The sequence below is a fragment of the Acaryochloris thomasi RCC1774 genome (assembly GCF_003231495.1).
GTDB lineage: Bacteria > Cyanobacteriota > Cyanobacteriia > Thermosynechococcales > Thermosynechococcaceae > RCC1774.
Window position 1 is genome coordinate 305,154 of the sequence record NZ_PQWO01000005.1, and the last position, 26,107, is coordinate 331,260.

Below are 26,107 nucleotides of genomic sequence, written 5' to 3' on the forward strand. Positions count from 1 at the left end.
ATCCTGGCTCAGGGTAAGATGTGCCTGAAGCCCTATGCTGCGCCCAGGATCGTTAAACAACATGACTGCTGTACTTTTTTTAGCTTCCCTAGCGCTTTTGGGGTGGGGGTATTATCGCGCCAGACCCTTAGGAGAGATGGGGCTATTGACGTGGTTCCAGTCCGTGGCCTTGGTGGGGCCCTGGCTGATTTTCTTTGGCTTACTCAGCCTTGGCTTGCCGATGAGTATTGTGGCTGTTCTGGGGCTGACTGTCCTCTCGTTGGGTCTGTATATCTGGCTGGGGAAAAAGGTGCGGCGGCTGGCTGACGAAGAACAGACGCGTTCCCCCCTTCCTCTCAAGACAGAAGGTGATTCTGGGACGAGCAAGGCTGACCAAAGTGATGACCAAGTGCGGGCGCGCAAACCGATCATCACGATTGAGCCAGAGCAGCCCCCACCGGTTCCAGCAGAAGATCTACAGGCAATGCAGGGAATCTTCGGCGTAGATACGTTTTTCTCGACGGAGACCATTCCCTACCAGGACGGCGTTATTTTTCAGGGCAATCTTCGGGGTGAGACTGATGCGGTCTATGCAGAACTGACCCAAAAGCTCGCCGATGTTTTGGGAGAGCAGTACTATCTCTTTCTGGTCGCTAATCCTGACGGTAAACCGGTGGTGATCGTGCTGCCTAGCCGCAACAAGCCGCAGGTGGCCAACACCATTCAAAAGTTTTTTGCGGTGTTACTTGCGATCGCAACCTTCGGCACTTGCTTAGTCACGGGTTCACTCTTGATGTCGTTCAATCCCATTGAGCATCCCGAGCGTTTATCAGAAGCGCTACCCATCGGCCTCGGAATCTTCAGCGTTCTGGTGGTGCATGAAGTGGGGCACCAAGTGTTAGCCCGCCGCCACAACGTAAAACTAAGCTGGCCGTTCTTTTTCCCGGCCCTGCAGCTTGGCTCCTTTGGTGCATTCAATCGCTTTGAATCCCTCGTCCCTAACCGGACGGCTCTCTTCGATGTTGCCATCGCTGGCCCTGCTGCCGGGGGCATTTTTTCCCTACTCTTATTAATGTTTGGCTTCACGCTCTCTGGTGAAAGCAGCCCGCTGGCGGTGCCGTCTCCCTTCTTTCGCGGCTCTATCCTTGTGGGCACACTGGCTCGCCTGGGCCTGGGCGATACGCTGCAGGCTGAGACTGTTTTCGTGCATCCGCTGGTGATTGTGGGCTGGATTGGATTGATTATTACGGCCCTCAATTTGATGCCTGCCGGTCGTCTTGATGGTGGACGAATTACCCAGGCCATTTATGGCCGCCGCGTCACCGGGAGAGCCACTGCCGTGACCCTAATTGTGCTTGCGATCGCATCCCTGATCAATCCGCTATCGCTGTACTGGGCCATTGTTGTTTTGTTCCTGCAGCGCGATCTAGAGCGCCCCAGCCTCAATGAGTTGTCAGAACCAGACGACACTCGAGCCGTTCTTGGCCTTGTTGCCCTGTTCTTAATGGCCGCAGTTCTGATCCCCTTCAGCTCCAGCGTCGCGGGTCGCCTGGGTGTGGGTGGCTAAATCAATGAAAGTTTCCTGTGCCCCTAGGGCAATGCTGAAGATTTTGTTAAACTGGCTACAACAAAAGCTAATAAAAAAGCCCCTTAATCATAGGTTGCCGCTATGTCTCAAAAATCCACCGTTGTTTCTCCTTCTATTTTATCTGCTGACTTCAGTCGCTTGGGCGAAGAAGTTCGCGCGGTTGATCAAGCTGGTGCAGACTGGATCCATGTTGACGTCATGGACGGTCGCTTCGTCCAAAACATCACCATTGGTCCCTTAATTGTTGAAGCGCTGCGGCCCGTCACTAAAAAGCCGTTAGACGTTCACCTGATGATTGTGGAGCCTGAGCGCTATGTCGACGACTTCGCTAAGGCCGGAGCCGATATTATCTCCGTCCATGCTGAAAGTAGCTCTACCACTCACCTGCACGGTACGCTGGGCCAAATCAAAAACTTGGGCAAAATGGCGGGCGTTGTTCTCAACCCTGGCACATCACTCGACTCCATTGAGTACGTGCTTGACCTCTGTGATCTGGTTCTGATCATGAGCGTTAACCCTGGATTTGGCGGTCAGAGCTTCATCCCCGAAGTGCTTCCTAAAATTCGTAAGCTGCGTCAAATGTGTGACGAAAAGGGACTCGATCCCTGGATTGAAGTGGATGGTGGTCTGAAGCCTAACAATACTTGGCAGGTGCTAGAAGCGGGGGCCAACGCCATTGTTGCCGGATCTGCTGTGTTCAAGGCAGACGACTACGCTAGCACCATTGAGTCGATCCGTAACAGCAAGCAGCCAGCACCGGAGCTTGCCGCAGTCTAGCGGGACGCATTGATTAGAACATCTCAAGGGCCAAACTCTATTGATGGCTTTGAAAGGCTGTTCTAACTCAGCCGGTTGCTGCCGTACAGTATTTCTAAAGGAATGGGGATAGCCCCATTCCTTTTTTGTTTTATCGTTCCTGAAACAAATGAGACCCAACTGACCCTCATACAAAGACTATCTTGCGCGGGCCAATTGGGTCTTAAACGTGTCGCGGTGGACTCAACCCCCTATTTACCTTGAGCAGAGCATTTATACGAAACGCACAGCGCTGCTATTGAGCGAGAAGTCGTCGCCCTGGACTACAGCCACCAGCTCTCTATTACCAACCTCATTGATAATGAGAGTCCCATTCGCTGGGAGTCCGCTAAAGGAATTAGAATTACCCAGAGAGTAATTGCTGGCTCTTCCATTCAGCTGGAGGATATCGCCTTGAGCGATGGAAAAGTCCTTGACCTCAGCATAATCGGGTCCACTGCCGTCGGTATAGAAAACCGTGCGGCGATTGCCCAAGGCAAAGATGTCCGCTCCACTACCGCCTCGCAGCGTATCGACTTCCCCTGCCCCAGGTTGACTCGCATTGGGATTAACGCCGATCAGGAAATCATTGCCGGAATTGCCGAAGAGTTGGTCACTCTGGGCGCCACCGACTAAAGTGTCGCGGCCCCGATTCCCAATGAGCTGATCCCGGCCTTGGTCGCCTCTCAGCAAATCATTCCCTAAGCGTCCTCGCAGCTGGTCATTGCCGGCCCCACCTCTGAGCTGGTCGCGCCCGTCGCCCCCCAAAAGCGTGTCGTTGCCAGCCTCACCCAGTACGGTATCGTTACCACGATTGCCGGTCAGCAAATCATTGCCTCCGCGCCCAAGTAGCTCGTCGTTCCCTCCTAAGCCAAGGATGGTATCGCGGCCTGAGGTTCCTACGATGCGATTGTTGCCACCATTCCCTCTAATGACATCGGGAGACGGCGAAGGCGTTGGAGGCGTTGGTGTTGGGGTCGGTGGTGTTGGGGTCGGTGCTGGCGACCCTCCTAGAGGATCAACCGATCCTGTGCCGCTGCCGTAAATACTACGAACGCCATTGATATCATCTTGCAATAGAAAAGCCGTACCAGGACCGCTATAGCGATTCTGAATAGAGGGGTTCATAATCGCATTAACCCCTGATTCGTGACCGAGGCCCAAGCTGTGTCCCAGTTCATGCACGGCTGTTTCTAGGAACAGGCTGGCATTCCAATTGTCGCCGTTGTCAAAGGTAATGTCTCCACCCTGCGGGAAGAAGGCGAAGGCAAGTGTGTTGCTCGGACCATCAATAAAGTCACCTTGCACCCGAATATCAACGGCATTACCGTTGCCGGGGTCTGTAATTTCTGTGAAGTTTAGGGGCGCGACCTCCGACCAGACTTCCAGGGCTTCTTCAAATAAATCTTTAGCGGCATTGCTGCTCACGCCATTGAAGTTGTTAAAGCTATTGGCAAAGGAGTAGCTGATGTTGACGGCAGACCCGCTGCCATTGGGCTGGTTCCATTTAGATCCCCCAGCATTGAAGTTGGCGCTAGGGATGCCACCATTGTTGACCGCGTCTATGGCTCCACAGCATTGCGCACAGCTACAGGCATTGAGGTGAAGGCTAGGCGTCTGAGTATTTGGTGTTTGAGTATTTAATGCCTCTAGGCCTTTGAATGAAAATGCATCCGACAGATCGACCTGACTCACGTCGTTAAAAGTTGTCTCTACCGCTGCAAGGGAGCTAGATAGTGTATCTGACAGATCTGACGTATCAGATTCTTTAAAATCTATCGTTTCTAATTCTTGTAATACGTCAGATAAATCGATATTATTCGACCTTCTAAAAATTGATTCAATCGTCTCTGATGTTTGAGAAATTGATTCAAGTACAGAACTTTCTGAAATCATACCCTCATGTCCTAAGAACACCACAAAAAATCGCTTGCAATATCGAAGCGTCTTTGATGTCAACAAAAACCGCTTTGATGGTAACAAGCTATATCAGGAAACTGATACTGCCTCACAGCAACATAGGCAAGCACTAGATTTTGACTCTGTTGGCGCTCGCTAATGAGATGTTGTGGATCAGTATCACAAAAATGCCTTGCCTCTTAAATCCCCCAAGGATCTTAGGCATGGAGTTAGCGCGTTAAAATGAGCTTTCTAACTCCTGCAAAATAATAAAATAATAGTGTGAATTTTCCGTGAGAGTATATTCACCGAAACGGGCTTTGTGGTGTCCTGATCTTCCCTTTTCTGACTCTGTTGATAGACGGGGTGATAGGGTATCAGTCTGCCGATTTTCACTGAGGATAGAGGACTTCATTTCTCTAGCCTAGCTGCCGTATCCAGGATTTTCCTGCATCCCGTCGGATGCTGTCGATCTCGAACCCGAAGGCGCGCCACTCGGCCTCGGATTTCAGTACGCGAAAGCGAGCAAAGGAGACGGCGGCCTGTCCGTTTACGGTTCGCACCACTGAGTTGGGGTTGTCAATCTGTCCTCCTAATGCTTCAAAGGCTTCTTCTGGGGTGATCCAAGGTGCTTTTGGGGAGGTGGGAATAGACTGCTCTAGTGCCGATAGGCGATCGCTCAGTCCGGCCATCACTTGACCCGGTTTGACTGAATTGTTGGCCCGTGTCTCTTGATAGCCTTGGAATTTTTCTTTCAACCAAGCGATGCTCAGCCGCACGACTCGCTGCACAATTCGCCAACAGAGCTGCACAATGTGGGCAACGCCTGTTTTCGGGGGTGGGGGTGGTGTCGTTCGCGATCTCATCGGTGCACTGGACCAGCCACACTCGGCGCAGACCTGGCGACCCGTTTTGAGTGGAGGCCCCAGGCGACTGGAGCAGCGGGGACAGCTTTCAAGCATGATTGATGTTCCAGTAAGAGAGCCGAGTCAGCAAGGGGGCGCGTCAGTCAGCCTCGGGACAAGGGCCTAGGTCTAGCAAAAATTCTAGGGGTAAGCCGTCCGTGTCGGCAATGAATGTGACCTCATAGTTGCGATCGCAAATCGTTTGACGGCAGGGCGGCAACAGCACCTGCAGATCTATCTCTTGGTTATGCATTTGCTGTGTGAGCTGCGTGAGCCAAGTTGTGAGATCGCCGGTCGACCTGAGTGCCTCTGTGAGATCGAAACTGAGATGATAATATCCAACATAATGGGGATCATTAAAGGCATCTGGGGGCGGGTGAGGTTGAGGGATTTGAATCAGCTCCAGACGTCCCGCAGTGCCCTGCAGCCAGCAAGCCAAAGTGTACCCAGTCGTAAACCGTTCTTGAACTTCAAATCCAAGAACTTGATAAAACGTAATGGCTCTGTGAATATCAGCAGTACGGATAGACGTGTGATGGCCCTGCATAGGAGAGCTACGGCTCAAAAAAGCGTGAATAGGGTGAATGCACAGGTGCTCCAGGCTCATGCTCTAGATCGAAATTAATCACCTGCCACCGGTGCGCTGTCTCAGAATCAGGGCTAAACACCACCGGTAAACCATAGAGACAAGGCTTCTGATCGTCACTCGGTCCTGACCAAGGCGTGGTTCGTTCTAAATACGCACTGATCAACTGTTGGTAACGATGGGCAATAATAACTCGGGTTGCTCGCTGTCCTTGGGCGTAGAGCCGGTCTAACGCTTCATGAATTTCAAACCGAATGCCATCAGGATGCGTATGTTGGCGGTACCACTTGTCCTCCCACTGCCGCCACTGCCGCCCAGACTGCAGGTGGATCAGCTCTTCTGTCTTTGGATCGGCTTCAAACGCACCGTGCCGGTGACAGAGATAGGTATCGGTTAAAGTCAGTGCAGCAATTGTCTGTCGGCAATGCGGACAGGAGACTTCTGGGCCAAAGATAGGATAGTGCAAGCTTGCCGAAGCCATAGTGAAATAGGGCTAAAAATGCTGCCTTGCCCCCATTATAACCGTGTTGCTTGACCCTCAAGGCGAAAGTTGCTGCCTCCATTGGTCTTTACCTATAGACCATTGGCAGACGCTGGTCACTCAGAGAAGGTAGAAAATCCAGCACTTTTTAGTCCCAGAAAAGGCTGCTCTCTTGCTCAAGGCTGGCTAGCTTCGCGAGATTTCCAATGGGGACAATGGATAGGTGCTCTTGACCAAGGCTGGCTTGGTGCTGTGCTACCTTTTGAGGCAAATCCTGAATAATCTGAGAGCACCGATACATAAAAGCGTGGGTCCACTGGCGAATGCAAAGATGATTGACAGGAGTGGCCAGAGCCTGAGTGTTACCGGTAAATGTAAATTCAGCCAAGTGGTTAACTTCAAAATTCTCGATCCAGGTGTACTTAGGTCGAGAGGCCTTCCAGTAGCTAGCAGTTAACTGGGGGCCCAGGAATTTGCTCACAGACTGGCTCAGACTGTTGAGCCTCTGCAGCAATGCTTCAATAGTGCCAGTCGCATCAGCCGGCTGCGAAGGAGGCGCTTGAGTGACCTCAACATCTTGCTTGCGCTTCAGTTCACTCTCCTGCTCCACTGCTTTGAAGAAGTCAATGAACTGCTCCGTATTGTCTTCCGTTACAGACTGCCATTGCTGCACGCCCAACAACTTAATGCGTACATCGGGCTGTCGAGCCAGAATAACAAAATTCACTTGAAGCTTGAGCGGGTAAGCGTAGGCGTAATACTCCATCACCTGAAATTCAAAAGCTGTCCGGCCACTGGCCGTGCTGTCAATGATGTTGCCAATCAGGCAGGCTAAGGTCTGCTGCTGCTGTCCATTGAGATATTGATCCTTGGCACAGAAGTAGGGAACTGCATTTTGTTGAAGTAGGGCGACACCGACAACACTGGTGAGCTTGAGCGCTTCTCTGATAATGTCTGAGTGCATGAATTGAAACAGCTACACATCTGAGTTGCAAGCCTAGTCAGAATATCGCGATGGGAATGAACTGAAGTGCTCATAAGCAGGTCAAAGAGGAATCTAAAACTAAAATCCTGCAATTTTCCTTGAATTTTCTGGGCTTACCTGTACTAGGGTACCCATCTAGTCCCGATTCAAGCCATAGCTGTTAGACGACGACTATCCTTGTATCGGCGTGAGTTCTACAACGGTGGCCAAAACTCATATGAAATTTTTAATCTGATGCCGCAAATGTCTAATTGAAGAAGTTCCTTTCCGTTAATGAAAATGACGAATTACGAGAGCTGTCTAAGTCTCGTATGCTAGAGCCGTTGGCTGGTTGTGTTTAAGTGATGTCAATTAATCCGTCGCCTCTCGATTCCCCCTGCTACTGGCCCGCACCGGATATCTCGCAGGCTGCGTTTGTGGCACCTAATGCAACGGTGATGGGAGAGGTTGAGATCGCATCCCAAGCCAGCATTTGGTACGGTGCCGTTCTGCGGGGCGATGTGGAACGGATCGCCATTGGCCGCTGCACGAACATTCAAGATGGCGCGATTTGCCACGGCGATCCCGGACAGCCCACAATCATTGAAGACTACGTCACGGTGGGGCATCGAGCTGTGATTCATTCCGCTCATGTTGAAACAGGTTGCTTGATCGGCATTGGGGCAATTATTTTAAACGGCGTCCGTGTAGGAGCGGGCAGCATTATTGGGGCAGGGGCCGTGGTGTCTAAATCTGTGCCGCCTCGATCTCTTTGGGTGGGGGTGCCTGCCAAGCCCCTGCGAACCCTTGGCGAGCGCGAATCAGAAGAGTTAATAGAACATGCCCACCGCTATGAGCAATTGGCGCTAGTTCATAGTAATCGGGGCACAAATCTAGGATTTTGTTAGTCAGGATTGTTGAAGCAAGATGAATGCTGAAAACAGCGCTATTTTGCTTTAGGGAGAGCAGTAATTTATTGATTTACCCACGATTTTGTTGAATTGAGTTTTTGTAAGGGCATGCTAAAGGCTAACGTTTTGTCTTCTGGTCTTGCGTTCTACCAAAAGTAGGGTAAAATCCCATAGCATAAATCGGCATGTATCGGCCCGCCACAGGCATCCCTACTTTTGTACTGATTTGCGGGACAGTTTGTGTAGCGACAAATCCATCTCAGTGGAATTAGAGGGGTAACTTTAAAATGCAGGATCTATCAGGGCGCGTTGTCGCTGGATTGGCTGGCTCGCTGTTAGGCTTCTTATTTAGTTCGCAGCCTGCTACGGCCTTCACTTTCGAACAGACGGAGGTGAGTCAGGAAAAATTTGTTGCGATCGCAGTTCCCTTGACCCAGGGCAACAGCCATAACCTGTTGATTTTGGAACAGATCTCAGCCGAGAAAGAATGCTGGGAAGAAGATACAGCTCAGGGCGTTGTTGATCCACTGCTGCTCAATTTTGACTTCACAGGCATTTGCGGTCGCAGCACCGATAGCAATGGCTATTCCATCCGCGTGGCCGGTCAAGATTTAGGGCTGGACTACAAGTTATCCGTTAAAAAACGGGGGGATGTTCTGGCCTTAGTGGGCTATTCCTATAAAGACTCACGGGCGCCGGAGCTAGAAATTGGACGCACAACCCAGTCTGGGTCTGGATTCCTTAAGATTGAGCTGGCTCCGGGATGGCGATTTGCTAAGCGGGCTTACGACGGCAAAACCCTTGGGCATGTCTATCTCACCCGTGATGCATTCCCCGAGACCACTCATATTGCGGCTCAAGAAGTAGAGAAGGAGACCGCTAACGCGTCAGATGAGAAGTCTAAGCTGGCTGCTGTCGAATACGACCGGCCTAAGGATGCTCAGTCTGATGTCTCAGAGAAAGATGCGGAGAATATCGCCATCGAAGCGACAGGGAAGAAATCAAAAGAGCAGAACTCTTCTAAAGTTGCCCTTACGAAACCCGTTAGCATCCCTGTGCCCACACCGGGGTTGCCTAAGAAAGCGGGCATTCCGCTTTCTCCTCCCAAGGTTCCCGGTCTCGCTGGCTCCAGCAGCTCTGCTGCTCGTCCTGCCCAGGCGTCGAAGACAGCCTCTCCCTTTACCACACCGATTCAAATTCCGGTGCCTCAGCCCCGTCAACTGGAGCCGCGTGCCCCTCGCCAGTATCAGCCTCCTGCACCTGCGTCGTCCGCTCAAGCTGGTCTCCCTCGCTTAACGGCTGGCGTCTTGCCAGTTCCCGGCGGTAAAATTCCCCTCGGGAATGCCCAGAGTCGGTCCAATGTCTATCAAGGGCAGTCACTCGCCAGCGTTATTCCGGCTGATGGCAGTCCTCCAGCTCCACCTATTCAAGTTGCGTGGGTGAGCCATCGCTATCGGGTGCTGGTTAACCCAGCGGACTCTACCCAGCACGGCGCGCTGAAGTCGCTGGTTCCTGATGCGTTTCGCGCCAGTTATCAGGGGAAATCAATGCTGCAGGTGGGCGCTTACAAGAGTCAAGGAGAGGCCGATAACATGGTTCAGTTCCTGTCTCAGAACGGCTTTGATGGTGTAATAGAGCAGCGCTAGCTTTATCGCAATTTTTGATAGATGAGGGGGGCAAAGTTCAGCCTGGAGTACATTTGCGCTGACCTTCGATTTGTCACTCTCAGCAGAGCGGTCGCTATGCCAACCAAGCTGATAGATCTCTATCTATAATCAATTCAAGGTGCTTGATTTCGGGTTCAAAAATCTTACGTAAGTAAGAGACTGATTCTTCCGAGATTTTCTTCGCATACGTTCGTTCGTGAACGATCTTTTGTGGCGGCACTGAGGCGGGAGAGATCTCTAGGAATTCATATATTTTCTGCAAAGTTTCTTGATGCGATAATCGAAGATCTTCAGACAAAAATATCTTGATTTGGCTGTCCGGGAAAAATCGTTGAATCCTTCGTATTTGAGCAACGTAGAAACCTCGCTCTATGTATGAAATGGTTCTATTCTGTTTTGGGCGAGCGCGTTCTCGTTCCGTCCGAATAGCCTCAAAAAAATCAAAGCTCTCTGACTCTCTCATGGTCGCCATATTCCAATGCGAGAAAGCTCGCTCAACTGGGTTCCTCAATATCAAGATTACTTTCAGTGCAGGATTATATTTGTACATCCTTTCAGGTGCTTTCTCGTACCACATATATGAGGGGCTTGCTTCACCCACTATTTTTGTTTGCGGCGAAGGGACGAAGTATTTGTGGTAATGGCTATAGGCCGGCCCGAAGAGATGGTTCAATCCTTCAAAATGCTGATCTTCGTAGAAAAAATGAGTCTCTTTGACGTTGGCTGGCATGCATACTGCAGGGTGCTGTCGTAGAAAGGAATCAAGAGCTGTGGTTCCACCTTTCTGGGTTCCGGCAATGACGAAGCCAACCATTGGCTTTTGTGCTCTGGCAGCTCTCACTTGTTTGAGTGCCTTGTTAGAAATCTTAGAAATCAAATGCATGATGCTCTCTCTGTTGCCCTAACCCCAGCCGTTAAGGATCTGCTCAAGGTGATGCACGACCAGCCACTGCAAACGGTGGCACAAGTCAGACTTGATGAAAACGCCAGCATTGTGCCGTTTCTGGCATGAAACAATTGTAGTGGTGGTGTCGGCATCTGCGAAGTGTCTTGGGCGATGGCTGTTTATTATTACTCGCGACAAGAGAGAGTCGCATTTGCGATCGCAAATCAGTTATTCTCTATAGCATCGAGCAGTTGCCCAAAGGGTGTCGGGACATGGATGAGCTGAGATCGGCTCTTGAGCTAGCGACCGAAGACGAGCTTCAAGATCTGACCACAATTCTCTTTCAGCGCAAATTCAACCCCCTCGACTATCTCAACGGGGTCAGCGCCGATACGGTTCAGTGCAGCGATCGCCACGGCTGGCTGATGGCCATCGAACAGCGGTTCCGCTTCCTCGCCGCAGACGGTATCACCGTCCTTAAGGGACAAACTGAGTTTGTGACCTATCGACAGGTTCTGGTGCAGGTGTGTCGTTACCTGAAGCTCCGCTATTCCCCCACTTGGCAAACCACAGAATTAGAATCAGAAATCTTTTTACACCTCGTGCGTCGCACCTGGAAACAGCTTCCCCAGTCAGAACGTCAGGGCTTAGTGCGTAGAATCCGTGAGGCTCTTTCTGCCTCTGCCACCGAGCCACTTCCCCTCAACTGCCACGACGACTCCCTGCGGCTATTTTTAGAAGGCGGGAGCGCCCTAGCCCTTAGCTCTATCGTCAGGCCGCTGCTTCTGCAGCAGGTCGCCCGTCAATTTGCGGCTCATTTCGCCACTTATCAGGCCGGTCGAACTGCCGCGACTCTCCAAGGACAGATGGTACTGCAGGCCGCCAAGAAGGGAATGGCGCTTAATGCCGCACGATATGGTGCACTTCGGGGTGCTTGTGCGGTCATTGGATCGGCTCTCTGGGCCGGTTTTGCTGTTGATTTAGGATGGCGGACAATCTCAACGAACTACAGTCGCGTGATTCCGATTGTTTTTACCCTGGCTCAAATTCGCCTAATTCGTGGTGGAGCTTGGCAGCTTGCTTAATTTCGCCGATTCCCATAGCTGGTACGCACCCTCTCACTTTATTGTTCTGGGTCTCTTGGGTCTTTTTGCGATCGCACATAGTGGACTAGCCGCTCTACGAATGTGGGCCGAAAAACAGATCGGGGCGCGGGGGTACCGCGTTATCTTTGCCCTCACCAGCATTAGTCTCGCGCTGGTGTTGATTACCTATTTCTTGAACCATCGGTATGACGGCGTGCAGTTGTGGCATGCACAGAGCGTACCGGGTGTAAAACCCTTCGTTTGGACCCTATCGGTTATTTCCTTCTTGTTTTTGTATCCGGCTACATTCAACCTGCTAGAGATTGCTGCAATTCAAAAGCCCCAGGTTCACCTCTTCGAAACCGGCATTATCCGCATTACCCGCCACCCGCAGATGGTGGGACAAGTGATCTGGTGTATTGCCCACGCCCTTTGGATCGGGTCAACCTTTACGTTAGCGACTTGTTTTGGCCTTGTCGGGTACCACTTATTTGCGGTTTGGCATGGCGATCGCCGTTTAGCCAAGCGTTATGGTTCTGCCTTTGAAGCGGCTAAAGCGCGAACATCTATCGTGCCCTTTTTGGCGATTTGGCAAGGCCGTCAGCGGCTTGCCTTGCAAGAGTTTTTTCGTCCTTCCTATTTAGGCGTGGCATTCTTTGTCGGTTTAATTTGGTGGGCACATCCAGCCATGATGTCAGGGGCGGCAAAAGTCAGCCAGCTAACCGGGTAAGAATGTAGATGCCTTAGCCTGATTTATAGCTGTCGAGAGTCCTATCAAAAACTTGGCACCCTTTTCAAGCCTGAAACATCAGTTTTGAATTTTGATAAATACCTATTTGGCATCCCTAAAGATGTTGTTCTCATCAGTCCAACGCGCCTATCTGCTGGATGGGCTGAAATTACATTGAGCAAAGGTATTGTTGTGCTGTGAAATTGAGCTTAGATCTCGGGCAAACCCTGCAATGGGTCTTCTTGCTGAGCGCCAAACTGGATTTCACCACTGGAGTAGCTGCCGCCATAGTTTGCAACTAGAGCTGAAACTTGACGAAGGGCTGACTTAAACTCTGACTCATCGAGAGTTGAGAGTGGGTGCAAGAATGCTGCAAAGATAACGCCATTGCTGACTGCATAACGCCCATCGAGTGCTGAACTAAAATTAGCGGCCAGTAATTCTTTGCGCTGCTCGTCTGTTAGGGTATCTTCGGACGCGATGGGGGCAATGATGCGCATGCGGTCGTGGGTCTCACTGGTCAAAATAACCATTGTTCGTCCGTCATAACTAAAGGCAAGTTGCCCACCTTCGACCTGTAGGTTCTCAGCCTCTGTTTTTAGAATCTCTTCTAGATCTTGAATCGTTGTTGCGCCTTCAGACCGTGGCGGTGGTTCTGGAGACTGTATGGGTTGAAGCTGCGCTGTACTGGTTCTAGCGAAGGAGCGCGATAGCTCTTGCCCTTGTATATCTCTCCAGGCTATTCCTGTGGCCACGGATAGAATACCGATGCCTAGCACCCAAGAGCTGAGATGTTTCATGCGAGGTGGCCCAATAAAACCGCTTACCTCTCTAAGGATAAGGGCGAATTCTGTGATTAATCTGAGTGGAAGCACACAGATGGTAATCCCTGTAATAACTTGTAATGGTTCATGCACAAGGACAGCAACATGATAATGCGTTTATTCCTTGCTTTAGGGGCCGTGTTTGGGGGGCTATCGGTGGCGGCGGGGGCTTTTGCTTCCCATGCGCTGAAGGGTAAGTTCAGTGATCGCATGTTAGAGGTTTTCGAGACCGGCACTCGTTATCAGATGTATCACGCACTGGCGCTAATCTTAGTGGCGCTGTTGCTCAGTCGTGCCACGGAGGGCCAGAGCTGGTTGGTGGCGTCAGGGACGAGCATGACGCTAGGCGTTTTACTTTTTTCTGGGAGTCTCTATGCTCTTAGCTTTACTGGTATTAAGATTTTAGGGGCAATTACGCCGTTGGGAGGTGTTGCGTTTCTGGTGGGTTGGGGATGTCTTGCGATCGCATCTCTAAAGACTGGCCCCTCTGCGTAAAGTCCCACAATATAGGTCGAAAACAGCTCGATTTTAACCTTGTATAAACCTCAGGAACTTAGCAGCTTCCGGACGCGGTAAGCGTAGTCGTTGAAGAAGCTTGCTTAGGCGCAACCAGCATTAGTCCCTTAGAGGTCGCTAACCAGCCGTTAGCTTCAATAATCGGCCGAGTTTTAGGTGCTGGAATTGCTGAAGGAATTTTCACGTCTGTGCTGGCCTGCTGCAGAGCTGCAGGAGGTCGAATATCGTGCCAGACCGCAGGGTAACTGCGAAGGCTAGTGGGGGTAGGGGGCAGACCGCCGTTACCTACGTTGGCGAATTGACCGTTGCCTAGTGCCTGGCCGGGTCGGCATCTTTGAGCTAGCTTGGGCGGGATGTCGATTCTTTCCGTTAGTTCAGTGGTGCGATCGCTGGGGTCAGTTTCGGGGGTGTTGAAAATGACTTGACCGCTGAGGTTAGGATCACCGCTCTGAGAAATTGCTGTTATGTCATTGCTGAGGAGCTTGTCAGGGGTTGGCTCTGGATCTCCAGGCAGTAACGCTTGAAGTTCTTCCAATGTCAGTTCTTGAAAACCAAAAATTCCCTGAGTGTTGATGGTAATCAGTCCTCCAGGACCTTCGGAAGCGTTTGCTGTGATGTCGTTGTTACCTCCAGGCAAAGCTGCAATCACATTGGCATCAATAGTGATACTGCCACCCGTACTATTCCCACCTGCCGTAGTAGAAATTTGACTTTCATTGTTGAGGAATAAGAAATCAACATCAGACAAGATAATGTTCCCGCCACCGCCATTGTCAGACTCTGCACTCAGTCGTCCTGAGTTGTTCAGGAAAACAGATTGAGCAGTAACCATCAAATTACCTGCTGGAGCTGAACCCTGACTGCTAACACTTACTTCTGCACCATCTTTAACTAACAATGCTCCGGTATTGAGTTCAATGCTACCTGCATCACCCAATCCTTGTGTTTGCGTAAATATTCCGCTTGGAGATTGACCATTCGAAGTAGAACCGTCTAGTTCTATGGAATTAGCTGTGATAAAGATTGTTGCACCTGAACCTTCTCCAGAGGTAGATGCAGATACCTGCGCACCAGCACGAACAATTAATTTGTTTGTGCTAACTTCTAAGTCTCCTGCTTGTGCAGATCCGACAGCACTGCTTAGAAGACCTGAGCGTTGACTTCCAGAAAAATTAACTCCTTCTCCTTCAAGTAACACCAGATCTGAAGCATTAACGGTCAGCGTACCGCCACCTCCGGTTGGAACAACTTCACCTGAATTGGTTACAAAAATATTGGGGCCTGTTGAAATTATCCCTCCTCCATTTACAACTAACCTCTTTGTATCAATTGTTAGGTTAGCCGCATCGAGATCTGGATTAGTTTGCCCAATAAATCCACTACGAGAAAATGGACCTACACCGATAACGTTGACAGATTCAGAGGCGAATACATTTATATTCCCGCCAGCCGCTTGAATTTGAGACCCGCCAGTTAATGATATTTTTCTGCCTTGAAGCTGTACATTACTACCGTTACCCATTTCTTGAATAAAAGATGGTAGAAAAACTGGCCCAGTACCAAAATCTCCGATTGACTCCAGTGCTTGAGATAGCGTGATATCGTGGAATTCTTGCACGTCATCATAGCCTAAAGACCAGCCTCTTTCGATTCCCTGCAAACTAACAATACTGTTTCCAGATACACTACCAATTTCTACTCGACCACTTGATGCAGTAAAGCCTCCTCCCTGTATATCAATATTTCCTCCCAGAAGTGCAACTGTTTGATTAGATGATACTTCAAGCCCAAAACCATTTTCGTCAGCTTGGTGAGTGATAGGACTAGCTTCTTGGTCAAAAAACAGGCCGATTGGAGCATTTACACTTAGTATCTCCTGAGGAGATGAGGAACGCGCATCAAAGGTTAAATCTCCAGGAAAACTAAACCCACGAGCTGTAGAGCCAATGAAAGATCCATTGAGATCTAGTGAAGCGTTGGGGCCAAAAAAAATACCGCTGGGATTAATCAAAAAAAGGTCCGCGTTACCTAAGACACCTAATCTACCCTGAATTTCAGATAACTGATTTCCCGTGACTCTACCTAAGATAATATCTACGCCAGCAGGATTAACGAAATAGACGCCCCTACCCGAACTAACGCTAAAATTCTCAAAGCTATGAAATAGATTCTTTCCACGAATTGCTCCTCCAGAGATTTGATCACTTGGAAGACCATTAATACTTGTTTGTTCAATAATAGCTCTTTCCGAATCGAGAGTATTATCTGGAACCACCTGCTGGGCAGAGGCCAATCTATCAAAGAACGAAAAGCTACTTGCAAAGAACGAAAAGCTACTTGAGAAGATTATAAGTAGGCAATAAAGGTACGAAGACTTAGATATCCCAAAAACATACTTAGACATGTCTTCCACTACATCCTTACTAAGATCACGTATCTCAAACAATCCAAGAAGAATAACTTCAGAATAAAGTGATTCAAGCAACAATATCAATTAAAGTTTTCCTGAATTTTTCTTTGGCAGAGCATGTTTTTATCTAAATAGCTCTCCATGAAATCACAAATGCATCATCTGCCTGAAATGAGCAACCCATACTTAAGCTTAGACAGGCAAGTATTGAAAATATGAAGAAGGACAGTGAGAGTAATGCAGCATTCACTATCATCAAGTCTTTTAGAAACTGTAATCACTATTTTTTACTCTCTCTCTTCTAATTAGAAGAGAGATGTGCAGGACTTATATGATCTTTTACCCACACATCCACTCTTCAGATCGATATCGATAATACTAGCAACACCATTTAGGTCCTTTGCCCGGCCACCAAGGACAGATTCTACAAACTGCTTTAACTTGAATTAGCCCATCGCCTGACTTTAGAGAGAAATCCAGCTCTAAATCTTCTTGAGCGATACCTTGTGACGTAAGATGTGCCTCTATCCCATTCTCTGGAAGTGCAGCTTCTAACTCATTAAATCTTCCAACAAAATCCTCTTGAAACTTGGATCTGTCAAACTCTGAGGAGTTGAAGTTATCTTGAACCTCGCCCAAACAACATGCAGCTTTACCAAGACTATCCCCGTTGCAGCTGACTTCAACACTAATAGTTTCGCTGGAATGAAAAAGGCCATATTTCTGAATTATCTCTCTCCCCCCATGCTCGTGTAGAAATTGGGTTAAGCGTTGCCCTGGAACTTCACTGAGGTCACCACAGGTATCATTTTGTCTCGTCATAGAATTAACCTATCCTTAGTGCTACTCAATTCATTGCGTATCTTTTTCCATTTATCTAGAATATGTTTAGAAGTCGCCAGAATAAAAGCTGGACACAGTTTGTTTGCCAGCAGTTAGAACTACTCCTATCCCCCAACCACTAAAATCTCAGATAAATGGACAAGTTATATGCAGGATTTGATAAAACTTCGTATTCTCAATATTGTCGAGAAGTTCAGGCCCTAGGCAGTAACATTAGCTTAAGTTTCTGCTCCCGACTCTAAGTTCTGAGCTGCGGAGTCCAGCCTCTCGTAATATTAAGAGATCCTATGCCAGTTTAGTTACTGACTCAGAAAAGTCTCTGCACTCTGGTCTTGTAAAAGCGTTACGTGCTAAACCCGGCAGGATCGAGGCCCTAGTTGGCTGACAAAAGTTGTTCTGTCTAGTGTCAATCCTGCAATATAGCGATGATTGTGGTGGGAGTCAGCATTCTAGAAGGAGAACAAGAGCTCAACTAAGTTGAAGGATTCGAGAGGTGACTGCCAGGCTCTCATTGTATAAAACATCCTGATCCCAGCGTTGGAGCTGCTGACTCAATAAGGTCTCTGCACTTTGATCCTGGAGCGGAGTTACATGCTGGATTCGGCAGGACTGAGCGCCGCCTCCAGCCTCCATACGCATACAACCCCGCGTTTCAGAACACAGTACTGTGCAGCAGTCTGCCTGCAAATTTGTTGAAGCTAGCTTCAGGTCAATCATGTCACCCGCAACATCACCGACATCACCGACCGGGACTGCCGCTAATTCAGCTTCAATCGATCGCTGATCTTGACTCTTGAACTTAATTCGTTTGAGGTCGTAGTCACCCCCCTCAGATTCTACAGAAACAGGAGTCCACTGTAGGCGACTTGCCAACCATCCCAAAAACATCATTGCCTGGGCAGGATTGCCCTTCTCGTAATCAAGGGTGACCCGATCGACTTCCATCAGAGCATCTCGTCGCTCCGGTGGGTCAAAGGCTTCTGCTGTTAGCTCTTGCCAAGCGGCCAGTCGTCGCCAGTTTAAGTCGGCAATATTGTGATCTGCTTCAACCAGGGATTGAATATTGACTAGCTCAGTCCCAGCATCATCAAACTCACTGGAGTCCATAATGATGGAGTTACAGGCTGAGCCGAGTCGACTGAATATTTCAGGATTGCTGTTGGGGGTATCTTTCCACCAGAGGAACTTGGGTAGCCCACCGATCATCAGGGACTGGACTAGGCCAGCCACGCGGGCCAAGGCTTCCTCGGTGCCTGTGAGGGTAATGTACTCACAGCAAATTAAAGAACTGCGCTTTTGCTTTTTGATTGGGCAATAGGCTGAAACCTGCGCAGTGACGCCTTCATCCTCGCCAGAGATGGGGCAGAGCGTAATCACGCGGCAGGGATTTTGGCTTGCGATCGCATCTGCCAGCCCTGACCCACTCGCATCAAGAACATAGTCCATCGACGGCTGATCGCCAGAAGTTCTTTTCTCAAGAATCGCCTGCTGCAGTCGCTCCTTGGTCTCTGGTGTTGCTTTCCCTGTCGTTTCTAAGCCATAGGCTTTCTGGGCTGAGCGCAGCGCCACTTCCATGCGAGGGCCACGAATACCGTCAATGGGGCCTTGATAGAAACCCAGAGCCGCCAGCAGCTGCTGCACTTCTTGAGGCGCATAAACCACCAAACTGAACGTGGCGGCTCGGGTTGCTGCCGGAGCACTGTTGTCATCGCCAGTGGCGTTATAACCCGTCCAAATTTTGCCCAGCTCTGCCGTAATTTCGTTGAGGGAGACATCCTTGGGGGACTGTAGTGAAACTAAGGGAGAAGATTTAGCCATAGTTTTGCGTTAAGGGGCTTGCGTTAAGGGGGATAGAAAATAGGACTAGAGACGACGCCAGCGACGGCCATCTTTATTCATAAGCAGCTCTGCTTCCACTGGCTCCCAGGTACCTGCTTCGTAGGTTGGCACAGAATTAGGATCCGCCGGGGCATCCCAGGCGGCTAGGGCGGGCGTAAAGACACGCCAGGATTCTTCTACTTCGTCAGCGCGGGTAAACAGGGTTTGATCGCCGAGCATTGCGTCTAGCAACAGGCGATCGTAGGCATCCCCCTTCGATTGACCAAAGAAGCTGCCGTAGCTGAAGTCCATATCTACGGAACGGGTCCGCAGGTCGGGACCGGGCATCTTGGCTTCGAAGCGCAGCGAAATGCCTTCGTTGGGCTGCATTCGCATGGTCAGGACGTTAGGGTTTGCCTGCTGGGCTGCGGACTGAAAAATCAGGAAAGGAACTTCGCGGAAGTGAATCGAGATTTCGGTGACTTTCTTGGGCATCCGTTTGCCTGAACGCAGATAGAAGGGCACACCCTGCCAGCGCCAGTTATCAATCAGCAGCTTGAGAGCGACAAAGGTGGGTGTTGTAGAGTTGGGATCAACCCCGGGTTCGTCACGATAGCCATCAACGGGTTCTCCCTTCATCCAGCCCTTAGAATACTGACCGCGAATGGCTGAGTTTTGCAGCTGATCGGTGTCGGCCAGCCGCATGGCCTGAATTACCTTTACCTTCTCGGTGCGGATACTGTCGGCATCCAGACCGTTGGGCGGTTCCATCGCAGTCAAGCAGAGAAGCTGCATGACGTGGTTTTGCACCATGTCGCGGAGAGCGCCAGAGCTTTCGTAGTAACCGGCTCGATCTTCGACGCCGACCGTTTCAGCGACGGTGATTTGAACATGATCGACAAACTGACGGTTCCACAGCGGTTCAAAAATGGCGTTGGCAAACCGGAACACCAGCAGGTTCTGAACCGTTTCTTTGCCAAGGTAGTGGTCAATGCGATAGATCTGCTCTTCGGTGCAAACCTCTTGGACAACCTCGTTCAAGGTCTTAGCGGAGCTGAGGTCACGACCGAAGGGCTTCTCAATGACAAGTCGGGTCTTCACCGGATCAGCCAGCATTTCAGCTTTGCCGAGCTGCTGAATGGCTGTGGCAAAGAACTTCGGTGAGACAGATAAGTAGAATACGCGGTTGCCCATTGTGCCGCGCATGCCGTCAATTTCTTCGAGGCGATTCTTGAGCTTTTGATAGGATTCGGGATCGTCAATATTCCCGGAACAGTAAAACAGCCCTTGGGCAAAGTTTTCCCAGAGTTCTTCTGATTGAATGCCGTCGGAAAATTCTTCGACACCTTCGCGCATCTGCTCACGGAAGTGCTCGTCGCTCCAGTCACGACGAGCGACGCCGACAATGGTGAGTTCTGCAGGTAATCGTCGCTGTTGCTTGAGGTGATAGATGGCGGGAACGAGCTTACGCTGGGTGAGATCGCCGGAGGCTCCGAAGATCACCATGATCAGGGGTTCGGGAGTGCGCTCTCGGCGGAGGCCAACGCGAAGGGGGTTTTCTGCAAGTGTGACCATAGAGGCGGAGGGCTTTCGTAACGTCGGGGAATTCAAAACAGAGGTGCTGCACTGGCCCCCCCAACCCCCCAATTTTGGGGGGAGAGTACCAAAAGTTTGGTCTGGTTTCCCGAAGGGAGTGAGTGCCTATTGAGAAAGCGCTGGCTTTAGCTAACTACCAATGAGTAATAGTGAACCGTGCCAACCTATACCGTGGCTAGTTGTTTAACCTTTTCTTCCAGGGAATTTAACAGTACGTCGAAGGGCTGCACGAATTTATCAATGCCTTCGTTTAGTAGTTCGGCCATCACCTGATCGAGATCAATGCCGATCTCTGGGGTGGCAAGGCTATCAATGACCTGATGCGCCTCAGCCAAGCCTTGCTCAACGCGGTTATCAACGTCACAGTGATCGGCGCAGGCTTCTAGAGTGTTGGGGGGGAGTGTGTTGACGGTATCAGGGCCGACCAGTTCATCGACATACATGACGTCGCTGTAGGCGGGGTCTTTGGTGCTGGTGCTGGCCCATAACAGGCGCTGGATGTTGGCTCCCTTGGCTGAGAGTGCTTTCCAACGGTCGGTTTGGATGATCTCTTTGTACTTTTCGTAGGCGATCTTGGCGTTTGCGATCGCAACCTTCCCCTTCAGCCCTTTCAACTGCTCTGTAAACGCTTCTGTTCCGGCCTTTGCAATCCGCTCATCCAGCAGGCCATCCACCTTAGAGTCAATCCGACTCAAAAAGAAACTCGCCACCGACGCAATCTTGCTGATGTCTTCGCCCTTCGCCACCCGGGCCTCTAGCCCGCGAATATAGGCGTAGAAGGTCTCTACATAGCTATCAACAGCAAACAACAGCGTCACGTTCACGTTGATGCCGCTGGCAATCACCTCTTCCACCGCTGGTAGCCCCGCCTCTGTACCCGGGATCTTAATCATGACGTTCTCGCGCCCAATTTCTTGATAGTAGCGATGGGCTTCTTTAATCGTGGCCGCAGTGTCGTTGGCAATATTGGGCGGCACTTCAATACTGACGTAGCCATCTAAACCACCGGATTGTTCATAGAGAGGTTTGAAAACATCGCAGGCATTGCGGATATCGTCAAAAATTAGCGATTCATAGATATCCATGACCGATTGCTCGGCCTTGATGCCAATGTTGATGTCACCGTCGTAGGTGGCGTTACCTGCGATCGCCTTTTCAAAAATAGCTGGGTTTGAAGTGATGCCACGAACACCCTGGTTTTCCATCATCTCCTTCAGTTGGCCGGACTCAATGATGTCGCGGCTGAGATTGTCCATCCAGATACTTTGTCCGAATTCTTTGATTTCGAGTAAGTGATTAACTGCCATCGTTCTCTCCAAGTCAATAATAATTGTGAGCTAGGTTTTTACTACACATCCGTTCCCCCCTTGAGAAGGGGGGCTAGGGGGAATCTCTAGGCGCTCTGCAACACAGCAATATCTCAACGACTAACTTTTCAGCACAGGCTCCTGCTCTCGCACCCGTTCATCAATAAACGACTTCACCAAAGCAACGTCTTCGGTACTGCCGATGATTAGCGGTGTGCGGGCGTGAAGATAGTCCGGAACGACATCTAACAGAGGATGCTTCCCGGTAGAAGCTGCACCACCAGCCTGCTCTAGCAAAAATGCCAAAGGTGCGGACTCATAGAGCAAGCGCAGCTTGCCGTCTGGCTTCTCTACTGTGCCGGGATAAATGAACACACCGCCCTGCAGCAAAATTCGGTGAAAATCACCCACCAGTGCACCGCTGTAGCGAGCGGTATAGCCTTCATGGCGATGGACATAGCGAGTGAAGTCCCGCAGCGCCTCGTCCCACTGCCAGAAGTTCCCTTCATTAACGCTGTAGACAGGACCGTGCTTCGGCACCTGAATACTCTCAGAAGATAGGATAAATTCACCAAGACTAGGATCTAGCGTAAAAGCATGGACGCCTTTACCAATGGAGTACACCAGCACCACACTGGGGCCATAGAGAATGTATCCGGCCGCTAACTGTTGATGACCATCTTGCAGCAGGTTCGCACCATTTTGATCCGGGTCTTCGCCGGTCTGCTGCCGGATCGAAAAGATAGAGCCGACATTGAGGTTGATATCTACATTAGAAGAGCCATCAATGGGATCGTAGAGCAGCGCATACCGGCCAATGGGGCAGTTCTCAGGAATGTAGTAGGGTTTCTCCATTTCCTCTGAAGCGAGCTGGCAGACGAGGCCACTTTGCTTGAAGACGGCAATAAACACCTCATTGGCGTAGATGTCCATCTTTTTAACTTCTTCGCCCTGGACGTTGGTATCGCCTGTGAACCCTAAAGCGCCTTCGACGAGGTCGGCTCGACTGAGACGGCGGGCAATCAGCTTCCCGGCGAGACCAATGCGCGTCATCAGCGCACTGAGGTCTTGGGCGTCAGGGCCAAAGCTCTGGAGCTGCTCCAAGATATGACGAGAGAGCGTCGTGCAGTCCCGATCTAATGCGTAGTCGTAAGTGATATCTAAATGGGTGTTGTCTGACATTCAGCCTCCCCGTATGGGTATTGCGTCACCGTCGTGAACAGTTGTTACCCTTCCAACTTCCTATCTTAAGGAGGCATTTTGAGAATGGGCTGAGTCAGGTCTGAACTATAGGAAACCTTTAGATTCTGAGGTGATAACGGTCGAGGAAGGTCACTCAGCTTGGAGCTTCTGCAAATGTCCCCATGGCTCCGAGTCTGATTGTGATTAGTTCTACGTCTGTTAGTGCTTCATGTGGTCCTTGTCGTGTTTCTTTAGGTGTTGTCCAAAAACAGCCTGCTTCACAGCGTCTACCTCCTGTTTGGATGCTGCCTGAAACGACAAAAACGTATTCGTCAGCGGGATGTGTGTGGACTGGAATAATGGTTCCCTGCTTCATCCTGAGGCGATGAATAGATCCTTCTGGGACTGGCTCTGCTAGAACAGCCCAACTGCTACCGGGAAATGCATCTAACGCTGAATATTCCTGTACTGACAAGTCTTGGAATGTTTGAGCCATGATTTTACCTGCGCGGTCACGAGGACAAGTCTAGAAAGTCAACATTGGGTCTGTAACTTTACTCTGGAGGGTTTCTCAGCTTTGGACTGTGATTAAGCTGTACAGTAATCGCCAAGGTGGCTGTCCACCCCGTGATCTGTTCAATAACTCTGTGTGAACATGCTAGTTGCAATTAGCTTTGTTGTGTTTCTACTGCTGTTCACTGGCGTAGGCTTGTACTCAGCAACCCAAAAACAAGGCACGACCGCTGACTATTTATTAGCGAGTCGAGGCGTTAATCCTTGGCTGACAGGTCTATCTGCTTTTGCCACTGCCCACAGTGGCGGCATGTTTATTAGCACAATTGGCTATACCTACACCGCTGGCATTTCTTCGGTGTGGTTGTTGGTGGGCTGGTTTTTGGGGGACTATCTCACTTGGTTCTTTATCCATAAACGGTTACGGTTGCAATCGGCTGAAGTAGGGGCAGATACCTTTGGTTCTTTTCTCGGTGCTATTACAAAGGGTGAAAAACCCAATCGTGCGATCGCATCTCTCTCCGCTCTAATTACCCTCGCTTTCCTCGGCTGCTACGCTGCTGCTCAACTCCTCGCCGGTAGCAAAGCCCTCCACGTTGTTTTTGGCTGGGACTACTCCATCGGCATCATTTTGGGGGCCATCATTGTCGTTCTCTACTGCTTTTCTGGGGGCATCCGAGCCTCGATTTGGACCGATGCAGTGCAGTCCATCGTCATGATGGGTGCCATGTTTTTATTGATGGGCATCGCTCTTGCAGCCTGCGGCGGCTTTGGCGGTCTGTGGACTCAGCTCCAGGGACTTGATCCCGCATTGGTTGATCCGGTGCCGAAAGATCTGCAATTTGGCTTTGTATTGTTCTTATTGAGCTGGCTGATGGGCGGTGTTGGCGTTGTCGGTCAGCCACATATTATGGTGCGGGCGATGGTGCTGAAGTCCAGTGAGCAGATGGGCATCTCACGCAATATCTATGCGGGACTGTACGTTATTTTCTCTACTGCTGCGGTGATTACAGGGCTGACGGCTCGGGTCTTAGTTCCAGGCTTGCTTGAGGGTGGCGATCCTGAGTTAGCGCTGCCCTTGATGGCCACTGAGCTGCTACCGGGGCTTCTGGTCGGGCTGATTTTGGCCGGGGTCTTCGCCGCCGTCATTTCAACGGCGGATTCACAGATCCTGTCTTGTTCGGCGGCTTTGACCCAGGATTTGTTTCCCCAGTGGGCGGGGTCTTATCGATGGGCGAAGCGGGCGACGGTGATTTCAGCGGGGCTGATAGTTGCGATCGCACTTTCCAGCAACAAAAATATGTTTGCCCTCGGCGTGTTTGCTTGGTCGGCCCTTGCCTGTGGCCTCGGGCCGCTGCTGATGGTGCGCGTTTTTGCGTTGCCCGTTAGCCCAGCCGTGGGAGCTGCGATGATGACGACAGGTGTCGCCGTCGCAGCTATTTGGAATGCTGTCCTTAAGTTCTCGGGATCGGTCTACGAAGTCTTGCCAGGGATGCTGGCGGGGGGGGCAGTCTACCTGCTTGCTTGGCTGTGGAAGAGACAGCATGTACAGGAGTCTGAGATCTAAGCGATTGATGCCCACGGCTTTGACCCTGTTCAGTCCTTAGATCGACTAACTTTGATGTCAGCCCTCTGCTTAACACTGCTGGATTTGTTGCTGAACCGTACGAGCGCAGTTTTGGAATGCCAGCACTTCCTTCTCATTCAACCGAGTTTCAATGCGGCGATGTACACCTGAGCGACCGACAGCACAAGGAACACTCAAGCAGCAGTTAAAGACATCGCAGTACCCCTCCATCAAGACACTGACGGGTAGCGTGTATCTCAGATCCTCTACGATGCTGCGAACAATTAGTTTGACAGCTAAAGACACGGTGTAGTTGGTATAGCCCTTGGCTTGGAAGATTTTCCAAGCAGAATGCTTAGCATCTTCTACCATCTGTTGGCGTAAAGGATCTGCATTAATTGGTTCACCACCGATAGTGGCAGAGCTGAGGGCCGCAAACTGGCTGTCTCCGTGTTCCCCCAAAATATAGGCGTTGATATCTAAGGGGTGGATGCCGAGTTGCGTTGATAAAAGGTCGCGGAATCGTGCTGAGTCGATCAAGGTGCCGGTTCCAATAACCTGCTGCCAGTCGATTTGATCAGTGTGTTGCCGAGCAATTTGTAAAATCTCGTAGGTCAAGGCATCAACCGGGTTACTGACGTTGATAAAGATGGCATTGGGGCTGTAGCTAGCAAGAGGAGGAATCAGGGTACGCATGATTTGACTGTTGTGCGACAGCAGCTCACTGCGATTTTGCATCTGTTTAGGCATGGGGGCACTCGCCACGATGATGATAATGCCGGATTCAGCCGTATCCTCCAGCTCTCCATCCCGAACAATGAGCCGATAGGACGTCAGCGCTAATGCTTGCTGAATATCAGTAGCTTCAGCACGAGCAATATCTCGTGTGCGGTTGTAGAGAATTAACTCCGTAGCCAAGCCGTCTTGTGCCAGGACGAAGCTGATCGTTGATCCAACGTTACCGATGCCGATGACAGAAATTTTCATACATAGATCCTGTAATGCTGGCTGCTCACCTATAAAGACGACGGATTGAATAAAACCGCTGTGAGATC

24 protein-coding genes are annotated in these 26,107 nt (G+C 50.4%); 9 read left to right on the forward strand and 15 right to left on the reverse strand.

All coding sequences use genetic code 11. The features are described from left to right. Positions 1-61: 61 nt before the first annotated feature. Positions 62-1,546 carry a site-2 protease family protein gene (locus tag C1752_RS10925; protein ID WP_199464354.1) on the forward strand — a complete coding sequence of 495 codons (1,485 nt, stop codon included), beginning with the start codon at positions 62-64 and terminating at the stop codon, positions 1,544-1,546. Between the two features lie 102 nt (positions 1,547-1,648). Next, positions 1,649-2,344 (forward strand): ribulose-phosphate 3-epimerase, encoded by a 696-nt coding sequence (gene rpe / locus C1752_RS10930; RefSeq protein WP_110986094.1) that lies wholly within the window; start codon positions 1,649-1,651, stop codon positions 2,342-2,344. 252 nt (positions 2,345-2,596) lie between these two features. Here rpe and C1752_RS10935 read toward each other — a convergent pair whose 3' ends face one another. The 5 genes from C1752_RS10935 to C1752_RS10955 form a co-directional block, all read right to left on the reverse strand. Continuing rightward, positions 2,597-4,258, reverse strand: a complete 1,662-nt coding sequence (locus C1752_RS10935) for a matrixin family metalloprotease (protein ID WP_110986095.1) — start codon at positions 4,256-4,258, stop codon at positions 2,597-2,599. Positions 4,259-4,680: 422 nt separating this feature from the next. Next, the gene (locus C1752_RS10940; protein WP_110986096.1) at positions 4,681-5,223 is read right to left on the reverse strand and encodes a hypothetical protein; all 543 of its coding nucleotides are present in this window, start codon (positions 5,221-5,223) and stop codon (positions 4,681-4,683) included. A 43-nt stretch (positions 5,224-5,266) separates the two neighbouring features. Beyond that, the gene (locus tag C1752_RS10945) at positions 5,267-5,713 is read right to left on the reverse strand and encodes a VOC family protein (protein ID WP_110986097.1); all 447 of its coding nucleotides are present in this window, start codon (positions 5,711-5,713) and stop codon (positions 5,267-5,269) included. Positions 5,714-5,720: 7 nt separating this feature from the next. Next, positions 5,721-6,233, reverse strand: coding sequence for a TIGR02652 family protein (locus C1752_RS10950; protein ID WP_110986098.1), 513 nt, complete (start codon positions 6,231-6,233; stop codon positions 5,721-5,723). 148 nt (positions 6,234-6,381) lie between these two features. After that, positions 6,382-7,197 carry a hypothetical protein gene (locus C1752_RS10955; protein WP_110986099.1) on the reverse strand — a complete coding sequence of 272 codons (816 nt, stop codon included), beginning with the start codon at positions 7,195-7,197 and terminating at the stop codon, positions 6,382-6,384. Between the two features lie 365 nt (positions 7,198-7,562). On the opposite strand from C1752_RS10955, the gene C1752_RS10960 reads away from it, so the two are divergent. Continuing rightward, complete coding sequence (locus C1752_RS10960) at positions 7,563-8,105, forward strand: gamma carbonic anhydrase family protein (protein WP_110986100.1); 543 nt, start codon at positions 7,563-7,565, stop codon at positions 8,103-8,105. Between the two features lie 290 nt (positions 8,106-8,395). After that, positions 8,396-9,754 (forward strand): DUF3747 domain-containing protein, encoded by a 1,359-nt coding sequence (locus C1752_RS10965; protein ID WP_110986101.1) that lies wholly within the window; start codon positions 8,396-8,398, stop codon positions 9,752-9,754. Positions 9,755-9,848: 94 nt separating this feature from the next. On the opposite strand, the gene C1752_RS10970 is transcribed toward C1752_RS10965, so the two are convergent. Then, a complete protein-coding gene (locus tag C1752_RS10970) occupies positions 9,849-10,658 on the reverse strand; it encodes a sulfotransferase domain-containing protein (protein WP_110986102.1) in 810 nt (269 codons plus the stop codon). Between C1752_RS10970 and C1752_RS29705 the strand changes: the two genes are divergently transcribed. The 3 genes from C1752_RS29705 (at position 10,653) to C1752_RS10980 (ending at position 12,476) form a co-directional block, all read left to right on the forward strand. After that, positions 10,653-10,787 carry a hypothetical protein gene (locus tag C1752_RS29705; protein WP_274704510.1) on the forward strand — a complete coding sequence of 45 codons (135 nt, stop codon included), beginning with the start codon at positions 10,653-10,655 and terminating at the stop codon, positions 10,785-10,787. The two genes, C1752_RS10970 and C1752_RS29705, sit on opposite strands and share 6 nt — an antisense overlap. Positions 10,788-10,933: 146 nt before the next feature. After that, positions 10,934-11,746, forward strand: coding sequence for a YaaW family protein (locus C1752_RS10975; protein ID WP_110986103.1), 813 nt, complete (start codon positions 10,934-10,936; stop codon positions 11,744-11,746). Continuing rightward, a complete protein-coding gene (locus C1752_RS10980) occupies positions 11,739-12,476 on the forward strand; it encodes an NnrU family protein (protein WP_110986150.1) in 738 nt (245 codons plus the stop codon). The genes C1752_RS10975 and C1752_RS10980 overlap by 8 nt, the downstream gene beginning before the upstream one ends. Before the next feature lie 209 nt (positions 12,477-12,685). Here the strand turns inward: C1752_RS10980 and C1752_RS10985 are convergent, their stop codons facing one another. Beyond that, entirely contained in the window at positions 12,686-13,276 is a 591-nt protein-coding gene (locus tag C1752_RS10985) for a type III secretion system chaperone family protein (RefSeq protein WP_110986104.1), read from the reverse strand. Between the two features lie 135 nt (positions 13,277-13,411). Between C1752_RS10985 and C1752_RS10990 the strand changes: the two genes are divergently transcribed. Then, complete coding sequence (locus C1752_RS10990; protein WP_233501518.1) at positions 13,412-13,795, forward strand: DUF423 domain-containing protein; 384 nt, start codon at positions 13,412-13,414, stop codon at positions 13,793-13,795. 58 nt (positions 13,796-13,853) lie between these two features. Here C1752_RS10990 and C1752_RS10995 read toward each other — a convergent pair whose 3' ends face one another. The 7 genes from C1752_RS10995 to C1752_RS11025 all read right to left on the reverse strand — a co-directional run bounded on the left by C1752_RS10995 (position 13,854) and on the right by C1752_RS11025 (position 23,468). After that, positions 13,854-16,304: a two-partner secretion domain-containing protein gene (locus C1752_RS10995; RefSeq protein ID WP_233501520.1), complete on the reverse strand. Its 2,451-nt coding sequence runs from the start codon at positions 16,302-16,304 to the stop codon at positions 13,854-13,856. Positions 16,305-16,604: 300 nt separating this feature from the next. Continuing rightward, a complete protein-coding gene (locus tag C1752_RS11000; RefSeq protein WP_110986106.1) occupies positions 16,605-17,048 on the reverse strand; it encodes a hypothetical protein in 444 nt (147 codons plus the stop codon). A gap of 489 nt (positions 17,049-17,537) precedes the next feature. Further along, positions 17,538-18,887, reverse strand: a complete 1,350-nt coding sequence (gene opcA / locus C1752_RS11005; protein WP_110986107.1) for a glucose-6-phosphate dehydrogenase assembly protein OpcA — start codon at positions 18,885-18,887, stop codon at positions 17,538-17,540. A 45-nt stretch (positions 18,888-18,932) separates the two neighbouring features. Further along, positions 18,933-20,462: a glucose-6-phosphate dehydrogenase gene (zwf, locus tag C1752_RS11010; RefSeq protein ID WP_110986108.1), complete on the reverse strand. Its 1,530-nt coding sequence runs from the start codon at positions 20,460-20,462 to the stop codon at positions 18,933-18,935. Between the two features lie 185 nt (positions 20,463-20,647). Continuing rightward, the gene (gene tal / locus C1752_RS11015) at positions 20,648-21,790 is read right to left on the reverse strand and encodes a transaldolase (protein ID WP_110986109.1); all 1,143 of its coding nucleotides are present in this window, start codon (positions 21,788-21,790) and stop codon (positions 20,648-20,650) included. A gap of 120 nt (positions 21,791-21,910) precedes the next feature. Next, positions 21,911-22,972, reverse strand: a complete 1,062-nt coding sequence (gene fbp / locus C1752_RS11020) for a class 1 fructose-bisphosphatase (protein ID WP_110986110.1) — start codon at positions 22,970-22,972, stop codon at positions 21,911-21,913. Between the two features lie 154 nt (positions 22,973-23,126). Beyond that, positions 23,127-23,468: a cupin domain-containing protein gene (locus C1752_RS11025; protein WP_199464355.1), complete on the reverse strand. Its 342-nt coding sequence runs from the start codon at positions 23,466-23,468 to the stop codon at positions 23,127-23,129. Between the two features lie 159 nt (positions 23,469-23,627). On the opposite strand from C1752_RS11025, the gene C1752_RS11030 reads away from it, so the two are divergent. After that, positions 23,628-25,052, forward strand: coding sequence for a sodium/proline symporter (locus C1752_RS11030; protein WP_110986112.1), 1,425 nt, complete (start codon positions 23,628-23,630; stop codon positions 25,050-25,052). A 69-nt stretch (positions 25,053-25,121) separates the two neighbouring features. Here the strand turns inward: C1752_RS11030 and C1752_RS11035 are convergent, their stop codons facing one another. Beyond that, positions 25,122-26,039 (reverse strand): malate dehydrogenase, encoded by a 918-nt coding sequence (locus tag C1752_RS11035; protein WP_110986113.1) that lies wholly within the window; start codon positions 26,037-26,039, stop codon positions 25,122-25,124. Between the last annotated feature and the right edge of the window lie 68 nt (positions 26,040-26,107).